Raw genomic sequence first — 16,087 nt, 5'->3', positions numbered from 1 at the left:
CGTCTCACACGGAAGCCGTTTCTTTTGATACAATAGGGAATAATCATGTTTTCGGAGATGGATGGTGATGGTTGATGAGTGAACAAGTACTAATGGATCTGTTACAAGCGATTGCACTATTTTTCCTGAATCCCGTTTGGTTGATTGCTATAGTGGCAGCGGTCGGGTTAGGGTACTTCCGAGTGAAGCGGGAGCGGCGCAGTTTCCTTGTGCGGCTTCACCCCGGCTTGACGGAAATGAGAAGGCTGCTTGCTGAATCATGGCTGCCGGCATTGATCCTATCAATCGTCATATCGGGAATCGGCTTGACCGTCGATATTATCTGGATTGCGCTATTCTCTGCAGTCGCCATATTATCGATGATCTCCTTCTATTATCAAACAGCATCGCCGATTTACTTTGCGGCAATCGCATTTTTCGGCTTGTATGCATTCCAGCAATGGGGTACCGACTTTGCGTATCGCGGGTGGACACCGGCTGACGTCGATCTGTTCGGAGACATGGCGCTGGCGGTTCCGGTCATCGCGGGGCTTTTCCTCATTGTCGAAGGATTCCTCGTCCGCCGCCATACTGCCGCTTACGCATCTCCTTTCTTGACAAAGACGAACCGCGGATTGCGGGCCGCTGCCTATAAATCCAAGCGGCTCTGGCTTTTGCCGATCGTGTTTTTAGTGCCTGGGGAGTTCCTGTCGGGAATCGCGCCATATTGGCCGCAATTTACACTAGGAGCAACCGCGTTCAGTTTTCTCCCTGTGCCGGTTGTAATCGGTTTTTCGCAAGTCGCACGAGCAAGTTTTCCGGATATTCTCTTTCCGAAAATCGGACAAGCACTCACGTCAATCGGCGTTGTAGTCGTTGTGGTCGGCGCATTTGCATGGTGGATGCCGATCCTCGGGTGGGCAGCGCTACTTATCGGCGTTGTCGGCAGAGTGATGCTCTCCATCCTTGTCGCTGTACGGGAACGAAAAGGAGGATTTGCGGCTGCACCTCAATCCGCCGGTGTCATCATCGCTGGCATCTTGCCGGACTCCCCGGGTGAAAAACTCGGGTTGGTTCCAGGGGAGTGCATCCGGAAGGTCAATGGCATTAAAGTTTCGAATGAAAAGGAATTGTACGATGCGATTCAAGTGAACGCGGCCCATTGCCGACTGCAAGTGATCGGCCGGGACGGTGAAGTGCGGCTTATGCAACAAGTGCTCTACCGTCATGATCATCATCGGTTAGGATTATTAGTCGTCCGTTAATTGAATACTGAATTCAGCAAAAGTCTTCCACTTCTGCTGAATTCAGCTAAGCCTCCGGCGGATGTCACAGATTTTTAGAGGTGCTTAGGAAGGCAGTCTAAGGACGCGACAAGTGCCTTAATTTCTGCAAAGAACGCGCAGAAATACGGCAAATCGAACACTTTGCTGTTCGATTCGCAACGACTGCATGACCTACTTCGTGTAGGCCTCAAGCTCGAAAAAATCTGGACGCAAATACGCCAAGGCGTATTTGATTTCATTCGGAAGGTTTGGTGTAAAATGGATATCGCTACATTGGAAACGAAATTGATGCTCGCCTTGTTCCTGCCGGGATTGCTCGTCGTGTTTTTCACGCGTGTCACATTCCATCATTTCGTCGGGCTTGCGCTGACGATTGCGCTCATCGCAGCGTCGGTGTACGCAGGGTATACACATAACTGGATCCTGTATGCGGCGGATGCACTTTCGCTGACGGTCGGCTTCTGGTATGCGACAAGGATGGTGAAGAAGGCAAGAAGGCTTGGCGATGAAGTGGATGAATAAATATGGATAGGGCCGCTCCAGTTATGGGGCGGCCTTTTTGGTGGGTGCGGACGAATTAGGGATGGCGAAGCATCCACGCACGTTGACGCGATTCAAAAAAAGAATTACATAAAAAAGCTGTAGATGGCGAGAACGCCGATTGTGCCGAGGACGACTGGCATGACGCCGCCGCCGAGAATAGCGATCAGGAAGGCGGTCGCAACGCCGATGATGCCGAAAAGGATATTGCCTTCCTGGACGAAGATGATTGCCGGGAAGATGAGTGCCCCGAGTACGGCGTATGGGATGTTGCTGAGGACGCCGCTGACAATCGGAGGCAGTTCCTTTCCGTCAAGGAATGTCAGTGGCACCATCCGCGGGATGTAGGTGACGAGCGCCATTCCGAAGAGCATCCACCAATAGGTCGGTCCCATTATGATTCCTCCTTTTCCTTGAACATGACGGTTGCATTTTTGCTGCGCCGTGCATAGATGATTTCGATGAGAATCGCTGATCCGAGCGTCGAGACGAGGATCGCCCAGCCGGTCGAAAGCAGTTCGCCGATATAGATGATGCAGTGGATGACTGCGGCGAGTGCTGCGAGCATGACGACTTTGCGGTTCCCTTTCATGGCCGGCACGAGGAGGCCGATGAACATGGCGTACAGGGCGATCGACATGGCGACTTGCAGGAACTCGGGCAGATTGGCGCCAACGACGTGGCCGGCAGCTGTGAAGATGACCCAGCTGCCGTATGCGATGATTGTCACTCCGAATGCGTAGGCAGTCGGTATTTTTTCTTCTTTACCTGTTGCCAGGACAGAGAACGATTCGTCTGTTATGCCGAATGAGTAGATCGCTTTCACCCATTTAGGTGCGCGGTGCATCTTTTCATTCAGCGATGCCGTCATTAGAAAGTGCCGGATGTTGACGATGAATGTGTTGATGACGATCGTGACCGGGTCGACTCCGAATGAAATCAGATTGAGCGATATGTATTGGGCTGCTCCGGCGTAGACGAAGATGCTCATGGCGGTTGCCTCCATGAGTGAGAGGCCTGTCGTTTTGGCAAGCAGCCCGAAAGTCAGCGCGATCGGGAAGTAGCCGATGGCGATGCTGAGACCCGCTTTCAGGCCGGCAATGAATTGATTTTTCATTTAGCTGTCACGTCTTTCTTGTATGTATGATTGAAATTATACTATATTTTGACGTTTTGGTGTTATTCTATAAGGGAAAAGGGAATATTCGAGAGTATAAAGGATAGTAAGTACAGGATAGGTCGATTGTTGATAGGCGAGGGTGTTGCGTATGAATGAATGGATGGATGTAGATAAAATCATTGAGTTGTCAGGGCATTATAAGGCGTTAGGGCCGTTTATCGGTCTGCTGCTGCCTTTCATAGAGTCGTTTTTGCCTTTTTTACCGCTGTTTGTGTTCGTCTTTGCGAATGCAGGCGCATATGGGCTCTGGTTCGGATTCATTCTGTCGTGGGCGGGTACTGTTGCAGGTTCGTATGTGGTGTTTTTGATTATAAGAAAATACGGACGCAGCCGTTTCTTGCGTTTTTTGACGAGGCATAAGCGTGTGCAGCAGCTGATCGGCTGGGTTGAGCGGAACGGGTTTGCGCCGCTGTTTTTGCTCATCTGTTTTCCGTTTACGCCTTCCGCTTTGGTGAATCTCGTGGCGGGCTTGTCGAATATGAAGAAGAAAAGCTATTTGATGATTTTGATGGCTGGAAAATTTGTGATGATTTTCACGATCAGCTTCATCGGGTATGATTTGAAGGCATTGTTGACGCAGCCATTGCGGACGGGGATCGTCGTTGGGATCATCGTTCTTCTCTGGGCGGTCGGCAAGTGGCTTGAGAAGCGGCTGGATCGGAAAGTGGAAGAGGAGTCCAGCACAATTTTCAAAGAAGAAGAGGAAGATTGATTGAGCGGTTTATACGGGAATCTCTTTGTTTATGCGTGAGAAATCAGATTTATGCGCGATGCTAGCGTATTATGCGTGAATAAAAGGATTTATGAGCTTTTCGAGCTTGTTATGCGTGAGTATACCGATTTATGCGTTTTTCGAACGTTCATGCATGATTCATGAACCGCGGGAGGTAATCTAGTTTCGCATATTACTAGTCGCGCTGGATGCATTTTACAAATCAATGGCACTACTATGTTAATAGTTCCTGTCCTCCTTATCTTTCGGTACAATGAAAGGAAGGAAGACAGTTTTTTTATTTGAAGAAAGGAGGAGAACGCCATGACATTGCGGTTTGTGACCGGACGAGCCGGGACGGGGAAGACGACGGTTATCGAGCGGGAGATTGCGGCGGAGCTTCAACGGGATCCGCTCGGACCGGCAGTCATCCTAATCGTGCCGGATCAGATGTCGTATTCCATGGAGCTGAGCTTGTCGGTGAACTTCGGCTTGAATGGCTTGATTCGCGCGCAAGTATCGACGTTCAAGCGGCTTGCGTGGCGTGTGCTGCAGGAGACTGGCGGCATTACGCGGAAGGAAGTCGACGGGTTCGGCTACAGGATGCTCGTCCGGAGCGTATTGGAGGAGAACCGGGAAGAGCTGAAGCTGTTCAAGCAGGCTGCGAATAAGAGAGGCTTCACGGAAAGAATCGGCGATCTCATGAAGGAATTCAGCCGCTATTGCCTTGACCGGGAAACGTTGGCCGAATTCCGCCAGCAGCTGGCGATTGCCGAAGCCCCGCGCACGTTGCAGGACAAGGTGAGCGACCTTTCCTTGCTCGTATCGAAAATCGAGGAACGGCTTGGCACGTCCTATGTCGATAGCGAAGGGCATTTAGCATTGTTGGCGTCCCAGATTAAACACTCGGAACTTATAAAAGGCGCAGAAATTTATATAGATGGATTCGAGAGTTTCACGGCAAGGGAGTATGAAATCATAACGGAACTGATGAAGCATGGGGCACGTCTGACTGTCGTTTTGCCGATGGAGTCCGATTTGTCGGGACATGCGGATCACGAGCTGTTCTTCAATCCTGTCCGTACATCGATGAAGCTCCAGGAGATTGCTCGCAATGAATCGGTCGACATCGAAGAAGGGATTCATATGGAGCAGCCTCTCCGATTCAATAATGATGAGCTTCGCCATTTCGAAAACGAGTTCGAAAAATATCCGCCGAAAGAAAGGGCTTCCGTTGGGGCGGTCTCTTTAATCGAGGCGACGGACCGGCGGGCTGAAATCCATGCGGTGGCGAGGAAAATCCGGGAACTCGTTATGAAAGGCGGACGGTATAAGGAGATTTCAATTTTGTACCGGCAGCCTGACAAATATGATGAACTTATTGAAACGATATTTTCACAATACGATATACCGGTATTCATCAGCCGGAAAAAGCCGATGCTTCATCACCCGCTAATCGAATTTTCAAGGTCCGTCCTCGAAGCGGTTACATCGGGCTGGACGTATGAATCGGTATTCCGTGCGGTGAAGACGGATCTGTTCTTTCCGCATCGGGAAGATAAGCTCCTGTGGCGTGAGCGGGCGGACCGTCTTGAAAACTATGTGCTTGCGAATGGACTCTACGGCAATCGATGGTTCGATGAAGCACGCTGGAAAGTGAAGCGGTATCGCGGGCTGGAATTGCACACGACAGTCCAGACCGACGAGGAACTTGCGCTGGAGCGGGAGTTGCATCTGATCCGGGATCTGATCAGGGAGCCGCTTGCACAATTGGAAGGCAGGCTGAAGCGTTCGAAAAATGGCCGCGATGTCGCGGAAGCGCTGTTTTTATTCATGGAATCACTGCAAGTATTCGATAAGATCATCGATTTGCGCGCGGAGGAAGAGCGTGCGGGACGCCTGCTGAATGCGACGGAGCATGAACAGGCCTGGGATTCGTGGATCAATGTCCTTGACCAGTTTGTCCTCATGTTCGGGGACAAGAAGATGGAGTTGAAGGAAGCGGCGCGGATTTTGGATGAAGGGTTCGATACGCTCGAATTTACGCGTATTCCGCCTTCGCTCGACCAAGTGACGGTTACGACGATCGAGCTTGCGAGCCTCATGGAAATCGATGTGGGCTTCGTCATCGGCGTCAATGATGGCGTTCTGCCCCAACGGATCGACTCGGAAGGGCTGTTGTCGGACTCGGACCGGGAATGGTTCGCGATGAACGGCATCGAGCTTGCTCCATCCTCAAAAATGAAGCTCATGGATGAATCGTATATGGCCTACCGGGCGTTCACGTCGTCGAGGGACAAGCTCTTCATTTCCTATCCGATCGCGGATGAAGAAGGGAAATCATTGCTGCCTTCGCTCTACATTACACGCATCCAGCAGGTACTGCCGGGGATTGCGCTGCAGTTGGCAGTGACGGATCCCTCTGAATTGCTGAATGACGAAGAGCAGGCCGATTATATCCTCCACCCTCGTACTGCGCTGCCGTACGTATCGATGAAAGTGAAGGAAGCGGAGCAGACCGGCGAGCTTGCAGCTGAATGGCGGGCGGTGCTCTCTTATTACGAGGATGATCCTTTATGGTCGTCCGTCCTGCACTACATTACGAAGCCCATGCATGACCGCAATGAAACGGAGCGACTTGCGCCGGCTATTACAGAAGGCTTGTATGGAAAGAATTTCGTGTCGAGTGTTTCCAGGATTGAATCGTATTACAGTTGCCCGTTCCAGCATTTCGCTTCCTATGGACTCGGTTTGCAGGAGCGGATGGAATTCACGCTTGAAGCACCGTCAATCGGGGATTTATTCCACGCGGCGCTGAAATGGGTTTCAGATGAAATGAACCGGACGGGCAGATCATGGACGGAGCTGTCGAAGGAGCAATGCTGGCAATTGGCGAGGGACGCAATGGAGCATATAACGCCGATGTTCTTTAACCGCATCCTGTTGTCGACAAGCCGTTATCATTATATCCGCAGGAAATTGACGCATATTGTGATGCGGACGATTTTTGCACTCGGCAAACAGTCGACAAAGAGCATGTTCCGCCCGATTGCAATCGAAGCGGCGTTCGGTCCGGGGGAGCAATTGCCGCCTCTTGAAATTCCGCTTCGCCGCGGCAATCAAATGAATTTGCGCGGCCGGATCGACCGGGTCGATGCGACGGAAATCGACGGAAAGAATTATGTGCGGATTGTCGATTACAAGTCATCCTCGAAGCAGCTTGACTTGACGGACGTCTATTACGGCATCTCCTTGCAGATGTTGACGTATCTCGATGTCGCCGTCGAGCATGCGGAGGAGTGGATCGGCTTCAAGGCGGATCCGGCGGGCGTGCTCTACTTGCATGTCCATAACCCGATGATCCGTACGGAGCTTGAGATGTCAGAGGATTTAATTGAAGAAGAGATTTTGAAGTCGTATAAGATGAGGGGCTATTTGCTGGATGACCCCGAAGTCGTCATGGGGATGGACGCACAGCTCGGCAAGTCGTCGACAGTCATCCCAGCCGCATTGAAGACGGACGGGACGTTTACGAAAGCGTCGAAAGTACTGTCGACGGATGACCTGCAAATCGTCCGCAAGTTTGTAAGGCGACGCCACCAACAAGCTGGGGACGGGATGCTTGCAGGGGATGCCCGCGTGTATCCATACCGGTTGAAGGATAAGATGCCTTGCCAATATTGCTCATACCGTTCGGTGTGCCAATTCGATCCGACGAACCCCGAGCAGAAGTACAGGCATTATGACAGCTTGAACCCGGAAGAATCGCTAGAGAAGATGCGGAAGGATGTGAATGAAGATGGACATTCCAGTTAAACCGGCCGACGTGACATTCACGGATGCCCAGTGGAAGGCGATTTGGGCAACGGGGAAAGACGTCCTCGTGTCAGCTGCGGCAGGCTCCGGGAAGACGAAAGTGCTCATTACGCGGATGATCGAGAAAGTGCTGAGTGAACAAAATCCGATAGATGTGGATGAATTGCTCGTCGTCACGTTCACAAATGCCGCCGCAGCGGAAATGCGCCATCGGATGGCGGAAGCGTTGGAAGAGGCGATTGTCGCTAATCCGGACTCCATCCATTTGCGCAGGCAGCTGAGCCTGTTGAATAAAGCGCAAATATCCACATTGCACTCCTTCTGTCTGAACGTCGTCCGCCAATATGCATACTTGATCGACATCGATCCGGGGTTCCGCATCGCGGATAGCACCGAAGCGGCATTGCTGCGCGATGATACGATCGGTGAAGTGCTAGAGGATGCTTATAATGCTGAGAATCCGGAAGCGATGTACCGGCTTGCGGACAGCTTCACATCGGACAGGAACGACCAGTCGATCGAGACGCTCATCGACAGGCTGTACGACTATTCGCGGGTACATCCTTCGCCGGAAAGATGGCTCCGGATGATTCCGATGCAATATGAACTCGATGATGAAGTGACAATTGACGAGCTTGATTTCATCGGTCCGTTGAAGACGGCGATCCGCCACACGCTCGAGGAAGCGATCCATCTGACAGAGGATATGAAACGGATCGCCCTGATGCCGGAAGGCCCCGAGCCGTTAGCTGCTACGGCTGATTCTGATCTGCAGTGGATCAGGGAGGCGAAGCGGCGGATTGAAGAAGGGACTTGGGAAGAGACGTACGCTTTTTTCGGTTCGCTCACATGGGTGAAGGCAGGAACAATCAGGAAAAACACATGCGATGAGGAGTTGGCGAAACGGGCGAAGGCGCTCCGTGATTCCGTGAAGAAAATCGTCAATTCATTGAAAGAGTCGTATTTTACAAGGACACCGAAGCGTCTATTGGATGAAATCCGTCTCATGGCGCCGATGATGCATACGCTTGTCGGGCTCGTCATTGAATTCGGTAAGCGATATGGCGAGGTTAAAATGGACCGCGGCCTTGTCGACTTCTCGGATTTAGAGCATTTTGCCTTGCAGATTCTTGCTGCGGAGAAGGACGGGGAACTCGTACCATCCGACATTGCAATTGATTATTTGAACAGATTTGCAGAAGTGCTCGTCGATGAATACCAGGACGTCAATCTTCTGCAAGAGGCGATCATCCAGCTTGTGAAGCGCGGCAGCGAGTCGGACGGGAATCTGTTCATGGTGGGCGATGTGAAGCAGTCGATTTATCGGTTCAGACTGGCGGAGCCAGGATTATTTCTTGGGAAATATAATCGTTTTACGTCGGATGATGGGGAAAACGGTCTAAAAATAGATTTGAACGCCAACTTCCGGAGCCGGAGGGAAGTGCTTGACGCAACAAATTTCATCTTCTCTCAAGTGATGGGGGAACGGGTCGGCGAAGTCGAATATGATGAAGCCGCCGCTTTGAAATATGGCGCCCGCTACCCGGATAAGGAGTCGCCGGCAGCATTGACGCTTATTTATGAAGCTGACGAAGAGGATATCGAAGATGAAGCGACAGAGCTGACAGGGCAAAGTTTGAAAAGCTCGCAGGCGGAAGCGAGGTATATGATCCGGAGAATTAAAGAGTTGATGGCTTCTGGCGCTGAAGTGACGGATGCGTTCACGGATAAACGGCGGCCGCTCGAATACCGGGATATCGTCATCCTTATGCGCTCGATGACATGGTCGGGGGAAATTGCCGAAGAGTTCAAGCTTGCGGGCATTCCGATCTATGCCGAATTGTCGCGCGGCTATTTCGAGGCGATTGAAGTGATGATCATGCTCAACACGCTCCGTGTCATTGACAATCCGTATCAGGATATTCCGCTCGCATCGGTCCTTCGCGCGCCGTTCGTCGGCATGACGGAAAACGAGTTGGCGCAAGTACGGCTTGCCGCAAAGAACAAGCCATTTTACGAAGCGCTGAAGCTGTTCATGGCGACAGGCGGGACGGGGATTGCGGCGGAAACGCAAATGAAAATGCAACGGTTCTTCCTCATGTTCGAGGATTGGCGCAATCTTGCTAGGCGCGGATCGTTATCAGAACTCATTTGGCAAGTGTATGCCGATACGCATTATTATGAAATGGTCGGCGCGATGCCGAACGGAAAGCAGAGGCAAGCGAATTTACGCGCGCTGCATGACCGTGCCATTGATTATGAAAAGACGTCTTTCCGCGGGCTTTTCCGTTTCCTTCGGTTCATCGATCGGATGCAGAAGCGCGGAGACGATCTCGGTGCTGCCCGTTTCGTCAGCGAAACGGAGGATGTTGTCCGGATTATGACGATCCACTCATCGAAAGGGCTCGAATTCCCGTACGTGTTCGTCGCGGGGGCGGGCAGGCAGTTTAATAAGATGGACTTCAATGAACCTTATTTATTCGACCAGCATTTCGGTCTGGCGGTGAAGGCAATCGACCCTGAACTGCGCATTACATACACGTCCCTCCCGTTTCTAGCGATGAAAGAGAAGAAGGAACTCGAAATGCGGGCGGAGGAAATGCGCGTGCTGTATGTAGCGATGACAAGGGCGAAAGAGCATCTTGAATTAATTGCCACCGTCAAGGATATTGAAAAGGCGATCGGCAGCTGGCAAGACGCGCAGCTGATCGAGGCGGGTGAAATGCTCCCGGAATATACACGATCGCGTGCAAACGGTTATTTAGATTGGATCGGGCCAGCAATCGCACGCCATCCGGATTTCGAGAAATTCGGTTTCATGTATGGAGGCCATCCGGTTGATAATCCTTCTAAATGGGAAATTGCGGCGTATCCAGTCTCGTCATTCCTGATGACGGAGGAACAGGAGGAAGAAACTGTCGATAGAACTGTGCCGACAACAACCGAAACTGTCATCGACGCGGATTGGTCCGATGAGGTGAAACGGAGATTTGACTATGTCTATCCGTTCATGGCTTCCGTTGAAAAGCGCTCCAAGCAGACGGTGAGCGACCTGAAAAGGGTGGCGCTGCTCGAAATGGAACCGGACTTCGACGACTTCTTCACAACAAAGGATGATGAAGTGAGCACTCCTTATTTGCATGACCGCCCTGCATTCATGCAGTCACGTGCGCTGTCGCGGGCGGAAATCGGTACCGCGATGCATACAATCATGCAGCATATCGATCTGTCGAAGAAGCAGACCGTACAAGACGTGGATCGGCTTGTCACTGAATTGACGGCGCACCAATTATTGACGGCGGAAGAAGCAAATGCAGTCGATGTGAAGGCGGTCGTCCAATTTTTCGAGACGCCGCTTTACAAGAGGATGTCCGGATCTCCAAGGATGCTCAAGGAAGTGCCGTTCACGTATGCATTCGACGCACATGACGGCGATCACCAGATTCTGCAAGGAATCGCGGACTGTCTGTTCGAAGAAAAAGATGGATGGGTGCTGCTTGATTATAAGACAGACAAAATCCGCGGGAGATTCCGGTCCGAAGATGAGATGGAGGCCGAAATGCAAAAGCGGTACGGCATCCAATTAAGCCTTTATAAAAAAGCGGTCGAATCGATTGCGGGAATCAAAATAAAAGAAATGGTCCTCTATTTGTTCGACGGGGCGAGGATTATGCATGTTCAGGAGGAATCAGTTTGAATGTAACACCAACGATTGGAAACCGTATTGAAGCGTTGGATATCTTGAGGGGCTTTGCGCTCCTCGGCATATTCATCGTGAATATGCTCACTTTCCATTCACCTTATTTTTATATCGATGCCCATTCGTATTTCAGTACGCCAAGTGACGTGGCATCTTATAAATTGATCAATATTTTTATAGAAGCAAGTTTTTATCCGATTTTCGCGATGCTATTCGGGTATGGATTGAATATGCAATACGAAAAAGCGATTGCGAATGGTACGTCATACGTGCCGATGATGGCGAGGCGACTTGGTATTCTTATGGGATTCGGAGTGATTCATGCGCTGTTCATCTGGTCGGGTGATGTTTTATTCACTTATGCGCTCATGGGCTTCATCATGCTCGCGGTCGTTCGCGTACCGAAGAAATGGCTGCTATGGATTGCACTCATCGTCTATCTGCTTCCGACTTTCCTATTCATTGGCGGCGTCTATTTGCTGGAGAAGCTTAATCCGAACCAGTTGATGGAAGGGTTCGTAGACATCCAGCGGATCGAATTGGCGATAACGGCGTATGCGCACGGTTCTTACGGCGAAGCACTCGTTTTCCGGATCACGGAATGGCTCCTCATCGGCTTGTCGGGTTCCTTCCTGGGCATTTTCATGGTGCTGCCATTAATTATGCTCGGAGCAGCGTTCTCGAAGTGGAAGCTGTTTGAACGGGCTGCGGAATTGAAAGGCAAAATCGCAATCGTTGGTCTCATCGCTCTTGCGGCAGGTGTTTTCATTAAATCCTGGCCATATACGGATGGATTCGCCTATCATAATACACTGACCCAGCAGCTGATCGGCGGCCCGATTTTGGGGATTGGCTATGCATCTGTCATTCTCCTGCTCTGCCGAGTGCCTGTTTTCCGCACGATTTTCCGGCCGATTGCAAAAGCAGGGCGCATGTCATTGACGACATACTTGATGCAATCAATCATTGCAACTCTCCTCTTCTACGGTTATGGCTTCGGACTTTATGGAAAAGTGGATATAGAGACAGGAACAATGATTGCTGTCGGCATCTTTGCCATCCAAGTCATTTTTGCCGAGCTCTGGTTGTTGAAATTCCGGATGGGACCTTTCGAATGGCTATGGCGGAAAGGGACGTACGGGAAAAACATGCCGAAAAAAGAGGAGAAAAGGCAAGCTTTGTAGAAATATAGTTATGTACCTGAAAAAATCAATTGAATGAAAAAAGTTATTCACATTATAGGGAAGGATGGGCTTGTACATGAAACTGTTATCGTTCCGGTTTGAAGGAAAGACATTATTCGGTCCGAAAGTGAAGAAAGAGGAAGCGGTCTGGGATGTGAAATCGATTGCCGAAGCATTTGGTGAAACGGATTTCCCTTCAACAATCATCGAAGGCATTGCAGGAGGTTTGGAGTTTGTTGAAAAGGTGAGGAAACTTGCCGAGCAAGCTCGGAACAGTGAAAATCCGGAACAATTCAAGTACGCATTCACTGAAATCGAGTGGCTGTCGCCGATTCCGCGCACACCGAAAAACGTTCTAGGCGTCGGCAAGAACTACGCCGACCATTCCGCTGAAATGGGGTCGGAAGCGCCGCCTGAAAAGCTATTGATTTTCACGAAATCGCCTACAGCAATCGCTGCAGATGAGCAGGAGCTCTCGGCGCACGCGGATCTTACAGACAGCCTCGATTATGAAGGCGAATTGGCGATCGTCATCAGCAAGAAAGGGCGCAATATCCCGAAACAGCTCGCGTATGATCACGTATTCGGCTATACAATTGCGAACGATCTTACGGCGAGGAACATTCAGTACGGACATAAGCAGTTCTTCCTCGGCAAAAGCTTGGATGGCGCTTGCCCGTTAGGTCCTTATATTGTTACGAAGGATGAAATTCCGGATGCGCATAATCTTTCAATCGTCACAAAAGTGAATGATGAAGTCCGTCAAAACGGAAATACAGCCGATATGATCTTCAAGATCGACGATGTGATTGCCGAAATTTCGAAATTTGTCACACTTGAGCCGGGTGATGTCATTTTGACAGGCACGCCTGCAGGGGTCGGAAAAGGGATGAACCCTCCGGAATACCTGAAAGCCGGCGATACAGTGAAGATTTCCATTGAAGGCATCGGTACGCTCGTCAATCGATTTGTATGAGTTCATTTCCTACTCTGGAAAGCTTTTCTATGATAGGATTAAAAGGAATTTATTATCGATGAGGTGAACATTTTGGACTTGTTATCTAGCACGCCCCATTTTCATATTTTCACATGGGTCGTCGGCATTATCCTTTTCCTCGTTGCGGCAGCTATGGCGAACGGAACGAAAGGAAAAAAGATTACCCACATGATTTCACGCCTTTTCTACGTGCTCATCCTTATTTCGGGAATCGCACTCTTCATTAAAGGCATGGATTACGGCAGAGGAATGGAATACGGCATTAAATTCCTGCTCGGCTTCTTCACGATCGGTATGATGGAAATGGTCCTCGTACGTTCCCAAAAGGGGAAGAAAGTGACGACGTTGTGGATTTTGTTCTTCGTCCTCCTATTTGCAACAATGTACCTAGGATTCAGATTGCCGATGGGAATTGATTTTCTCGATACACCAAAAGCATAAAATGAAACAGCAGACCGTCAGCGAACATGCCGGCGGTTATAGACTGTATACAAACACCATGAATTCAGGTGTTTGTATACAGTCTTTTTGCTATTAATATAGGGCTGAAGCTAACAATGTTGATTTCTGCTTCGAGCGGACGCTTTCCGCGGGCACGGCTTCAGCCAATCGAACAACGTAGGGTTCGATTTGCCGTATTTCTGCGTTTTTTGCAGAAATTAAGGCAGCCTATGCTCGCAACGCTTCGCTTGTGCTCGCAAAAGCCGTTCTACGTAACGGCTTTCGCTCAGTCCAGGGTCTTCAGCTCGTGCTGTTCCCGCAGGAGTCGAATCAACGGTGTTTCTTATTAACTGAATGAGGTGATGGATATGATGACCAAGAATCAAATGCCTTGAGACCCCGCAGGGCGCGCGCCTTTCGCGACTGAGGAGGCTCAAGCCATGCCCGCGGAAAGCGAGTGCCGGAACGGAAAGCAACAGTATATTGACAGGACCCTACACCTTTATTCAAGCTGTGAAAAAATCTAGTAAAACACTTGACTACAGGTAAGAAAGCGTCCGCCCGGAACGGAAATCAACGTCGCGTCAGTTTGCATCCCTTTTGTCGTCCTCATTCACAAATCCGACTCATTTATTTAGCTCCACAAGGATTTTCATTTTATTCCGTAGCGGGGAGAGCGCCGTTTTGTTAAAATGGCAAGAGATAGCTCGTTTGAGGAGGCTTTATCGTGAATAGGAAACGTTTGATTGGCGTAGCTGCCATTTTTTTATTGTTCATTTCCACATTGACGCCAGCTGTAGCTGCTGCCAAGTCGGAACATGGCATAATGGACGAAAGCATATATGATCTGTTGGTGGACCGTTTCAATAACGGTGCTGGACGAAACGACATCGATGTCGATACGCATAAAGGAGATGCCTTCAATGGCGGTGACTTCATCGGCATCCAAGGACGCTTGCAGCATATTATTGACATGGGTTTTACGATGATTTCGTTAGGGCCGGTCTTTAAGACGGAGACGTATGATGGGAACAGAGTGCTTTCCTATACAGAATTGGAGCCTCATTTCGGCACGGAGGAAGAGCTCGGTGCATTAGTGAAGGAAATCCATAAGAAGAAAATGAGAGTGATTGCTGACTTTCCACTCGGGAAAGTAAGTGCTGATCATGAATGGGCGAAAGATTCGACCTATAAGTCCATCCATTCCGCGGATGGTACGGTAAATTGGAATCCGGGCGATGCGAGAGTAAAGGATGCTTTGATCGACGCTGCGACAGACTTCATCACCGCTTATGAATTGGACGGACTTCGTCTGACAAAGCTAGAAGGGTTCGATGAAGCTTTCTTGAATGAAATGATCGACGCAATCCACAATGCTAAAGACGGCGCTTACGTTTTAACGAATGAAGAAAGCGGGGCCGCGTTTGACTTGAAGCCGAGCGATGCAAAGATGCAGGCGCTCCGTGAGTCCTTCGTAAGGTTCGATCCGGATTCCTCCCCAATGGAACTTTTCAAAGAAGCCGGGAAGAAAGAATTGCTCCAGTACGATGACTTGACAGGCCCGCGCTTCACATATGATATGGTGGAAGCCCGGATGTTCCCACCTACCCGGTGGAAAGTTGCAGCGACTGCACTGTTTACACTTCCAGGCGTTCCTCTCATGACATATGGTACGGAAATTGCAGTGAACGGAAAAGAAGCTCCTGAAAGCCATCCGCTTTTCAATTTTAAGACGGATATGGAATTCAAAGATCTGATTGGCAATTTGAATCAGCTCCGCAACGAGTCGGAGACACTTCGCAGCGGGGACTTTGAAATGCTGCACAACAAAGATGGGTTCCTCATCTATAAGCGTTCTTCCGAGGATGAAACGTGGCTGATTGCCATTAACAACACATCCAAGACGTCAAACTTGGCAATCCCAGCCGAAACGATCGGCAAGAACAAGAAATTGCGAGGCGTTTTGGATGGGGATCTCATCCGGGAAACAGATGACGGCATGTTCCATGTCGTTTTGGACAGAGAACTGGCAGAAGTGTATATCGCGGATGACGATAAAGGTTTCAATACGCCTTATTTGATCGCATCTATTCTCGTCTACGTCATGTTCCTTGGCTTCCTATTCCTTGTGGTCAAAAAAGGGCGGGAAAAGAGACGGACGGATACTAAAACAGCATAATTGAAAAAAATGCCTCTCTTGACGTGGTGATGGCCATGTCAGAAGAGGCATTTTCCATTTAAAAATATTGATT

Annotated in this window: 11 protein-coding genes; 9 read left to right on the top strand and 2 right to left on the bottom strand. The window is 50.0% G+C overall.

Features of this window, described 5'->3' with window-relative positions:
* Positions 1-74 precede the first annotated feature (74 nt).
* Together M3193_RS06765 and M3193_RS06760 are read left to right on the top strand one after the other, a co-directional pair.
* On the top strand, positions 75-1,244 hold the full coding sequence (locus tag M3193_RS06765) for a PDZ domain-containing protein (RefSeq protein ID WP_251625399.1): 1,170 nt from the start codon (positions 75-77) through the stop codon (positions 1,242-1,244).
* A gap of 279 nt (positions 1,245-1,523) precedes the next feature.
* Positions 1,524-1,787 (top strand): CsbA family protein, encoded by a 264-nt coding sequence (locus M3193_RS06760; RefSeq protein ID WP_285851849.1) that lies wholly within the window; start codon positions 1,524-1,526, stop codon positions 1,785-1,787.
* Between the two features lie 104 nt (positions 1,788-1,891).
* On the opposite strand, the gene M3193_RS06755 is transcribed toward M3193_RS06760, so the two are convergent.
* Positions 1,892-2,200 carry an AzlD domain-containing protein gene (locus tag M3193_RS06755; protein WP_251625397.1) on the bottom strand — a complete coding sequence of 103 codons (309 nt, stop codon included), beginning with the start codon at positions 2,198-2,200 and terminating at the stop codon, positions 1,892-1,894.
* Positions 2,200-2,922, bottom strand: coding sequence for an AzlC family ABC transporter permease (locus tag M3193_RS06750; RefSeq protein WP_251625395.1), 723 nt, complete (start codon positions 2,920-2,922; stop codon positions 2,200-2,202). Before M3193_RS06750 ends, M3193_RS06755 begins: the two co-directional genes overlap by 1 nt.
* 151 nt (positions 2,923-3,073) lie before the next feature.
* Here M3193_RS06750 and M3193_RS06745 point away from each other — a divergent pair, with 151 nt between their 5' ends.
* The 7 genes from M3193_RS06745 to M3193_RS06715 all read left to right on the top strand — a co-directional run bounded on the left by M3193_RS06745 (position 3,074) and on the right by M3193_RS06715 (position 16,014).
* On the top strand, positions 3,074-3,697 hold the full coding sequence (locus M3193_RS06745) for a TVP38/TMEM64 family protein (RefSeq protein ID WP_251625392.1): 624 nt from the start codon (positions 3,074-3,076) through the stop codon (positions 3,695-3,697).
* 324 nt (positions 3,698-4,021) lie between these two features.
* Positions 4,022-7,513 (top strand): helicase-exonuclease AddAB subunit AddB, encoded by a 3,492-nt coding sequence (gene addB, locus M3193_RS06740; protein WP_251625390.1) that lies wholly within the window; start codon positions 4,022-4,024, stop codon positions 7,511-7,513.
* Complete coding sequence (gene addA, locus M3193_RS06735) at positions 7,491-11,210, top strand: helicase-exonuclease AddAB subunit AddA (RefSeq protein ID WP_251625388.1); 3,720 nt, start codon at positions 7,491-7,493, stop codon at positions 11,208-11,210. Before addB ends, addA begins: the two co-directional genes overlap by 23 nt.
* Complete coding sequence (locus tag M3193_RS06730) at positions 11,207-12,397, top strand: DUF418 domain-containing protein (protein WP_251625386.1); 1,191 nt, start codon at positions 11,207-11,209, stop codon at positions 12,395-12,397. The genes addA and M3193_RS06730 overlap by 4 nt, the downstream gene beginning before the upstream one ends.
* Positions 12,398-12,473: 76 nt before the next feature.
* Positions 12,474-13,373 (top strand): fumarylacetoacetate hydrolase family protein, encoded by a 900-nt coding sequence (locus M3193_RS06725; RefSeq protein WP_251625384.1) that lies wholly within the window; start codon positions 12,474-12,476, stop codon positions 13,371-13,373.
* A gap of 72 nt (positions 13,374-13,445) precedes the next feature.
* Positions 13,446-13,835, top strand: a complete 390-nt coding sequence (locus M3193_RS06720) for a YisL family protein (RefSeq protein ID WP_251625382.1) — start codon at positions 13,446-13,448, stop codon at positions 13,833-13,835.
* Between the two features lie 727 nt (positions 13,836-14,562).
* On the top strand, positions 14,563-16,014 hold the full coding sequence (locus M3193_RS06715; protein WP_251625380.1) for an alpha-amylase family glycosyl hydrolase: 1,452 nt from the start codon (positions 14,563-14,565) through the stop codon (positions 16,012-16,014).
* Positions 16,015-16,087: the final 73 nt, after the last annotated feature.

Origin of the sequence: Sporosarcina luteola, from assembly GCF_023715585.1 — a bacterium.
GTDB classification, from domain to species: Bacteria; Bacillota; Bacilli; order Bacillales_A; family Planococcaceae; genus Sporosarcina; species Sporosarcina luteola_D.
The sequence above is the reverse complement of the archived record's forward strand: the minus strand, read 5'-3'. Positions and strand labels throughout refer to the sequence as shown.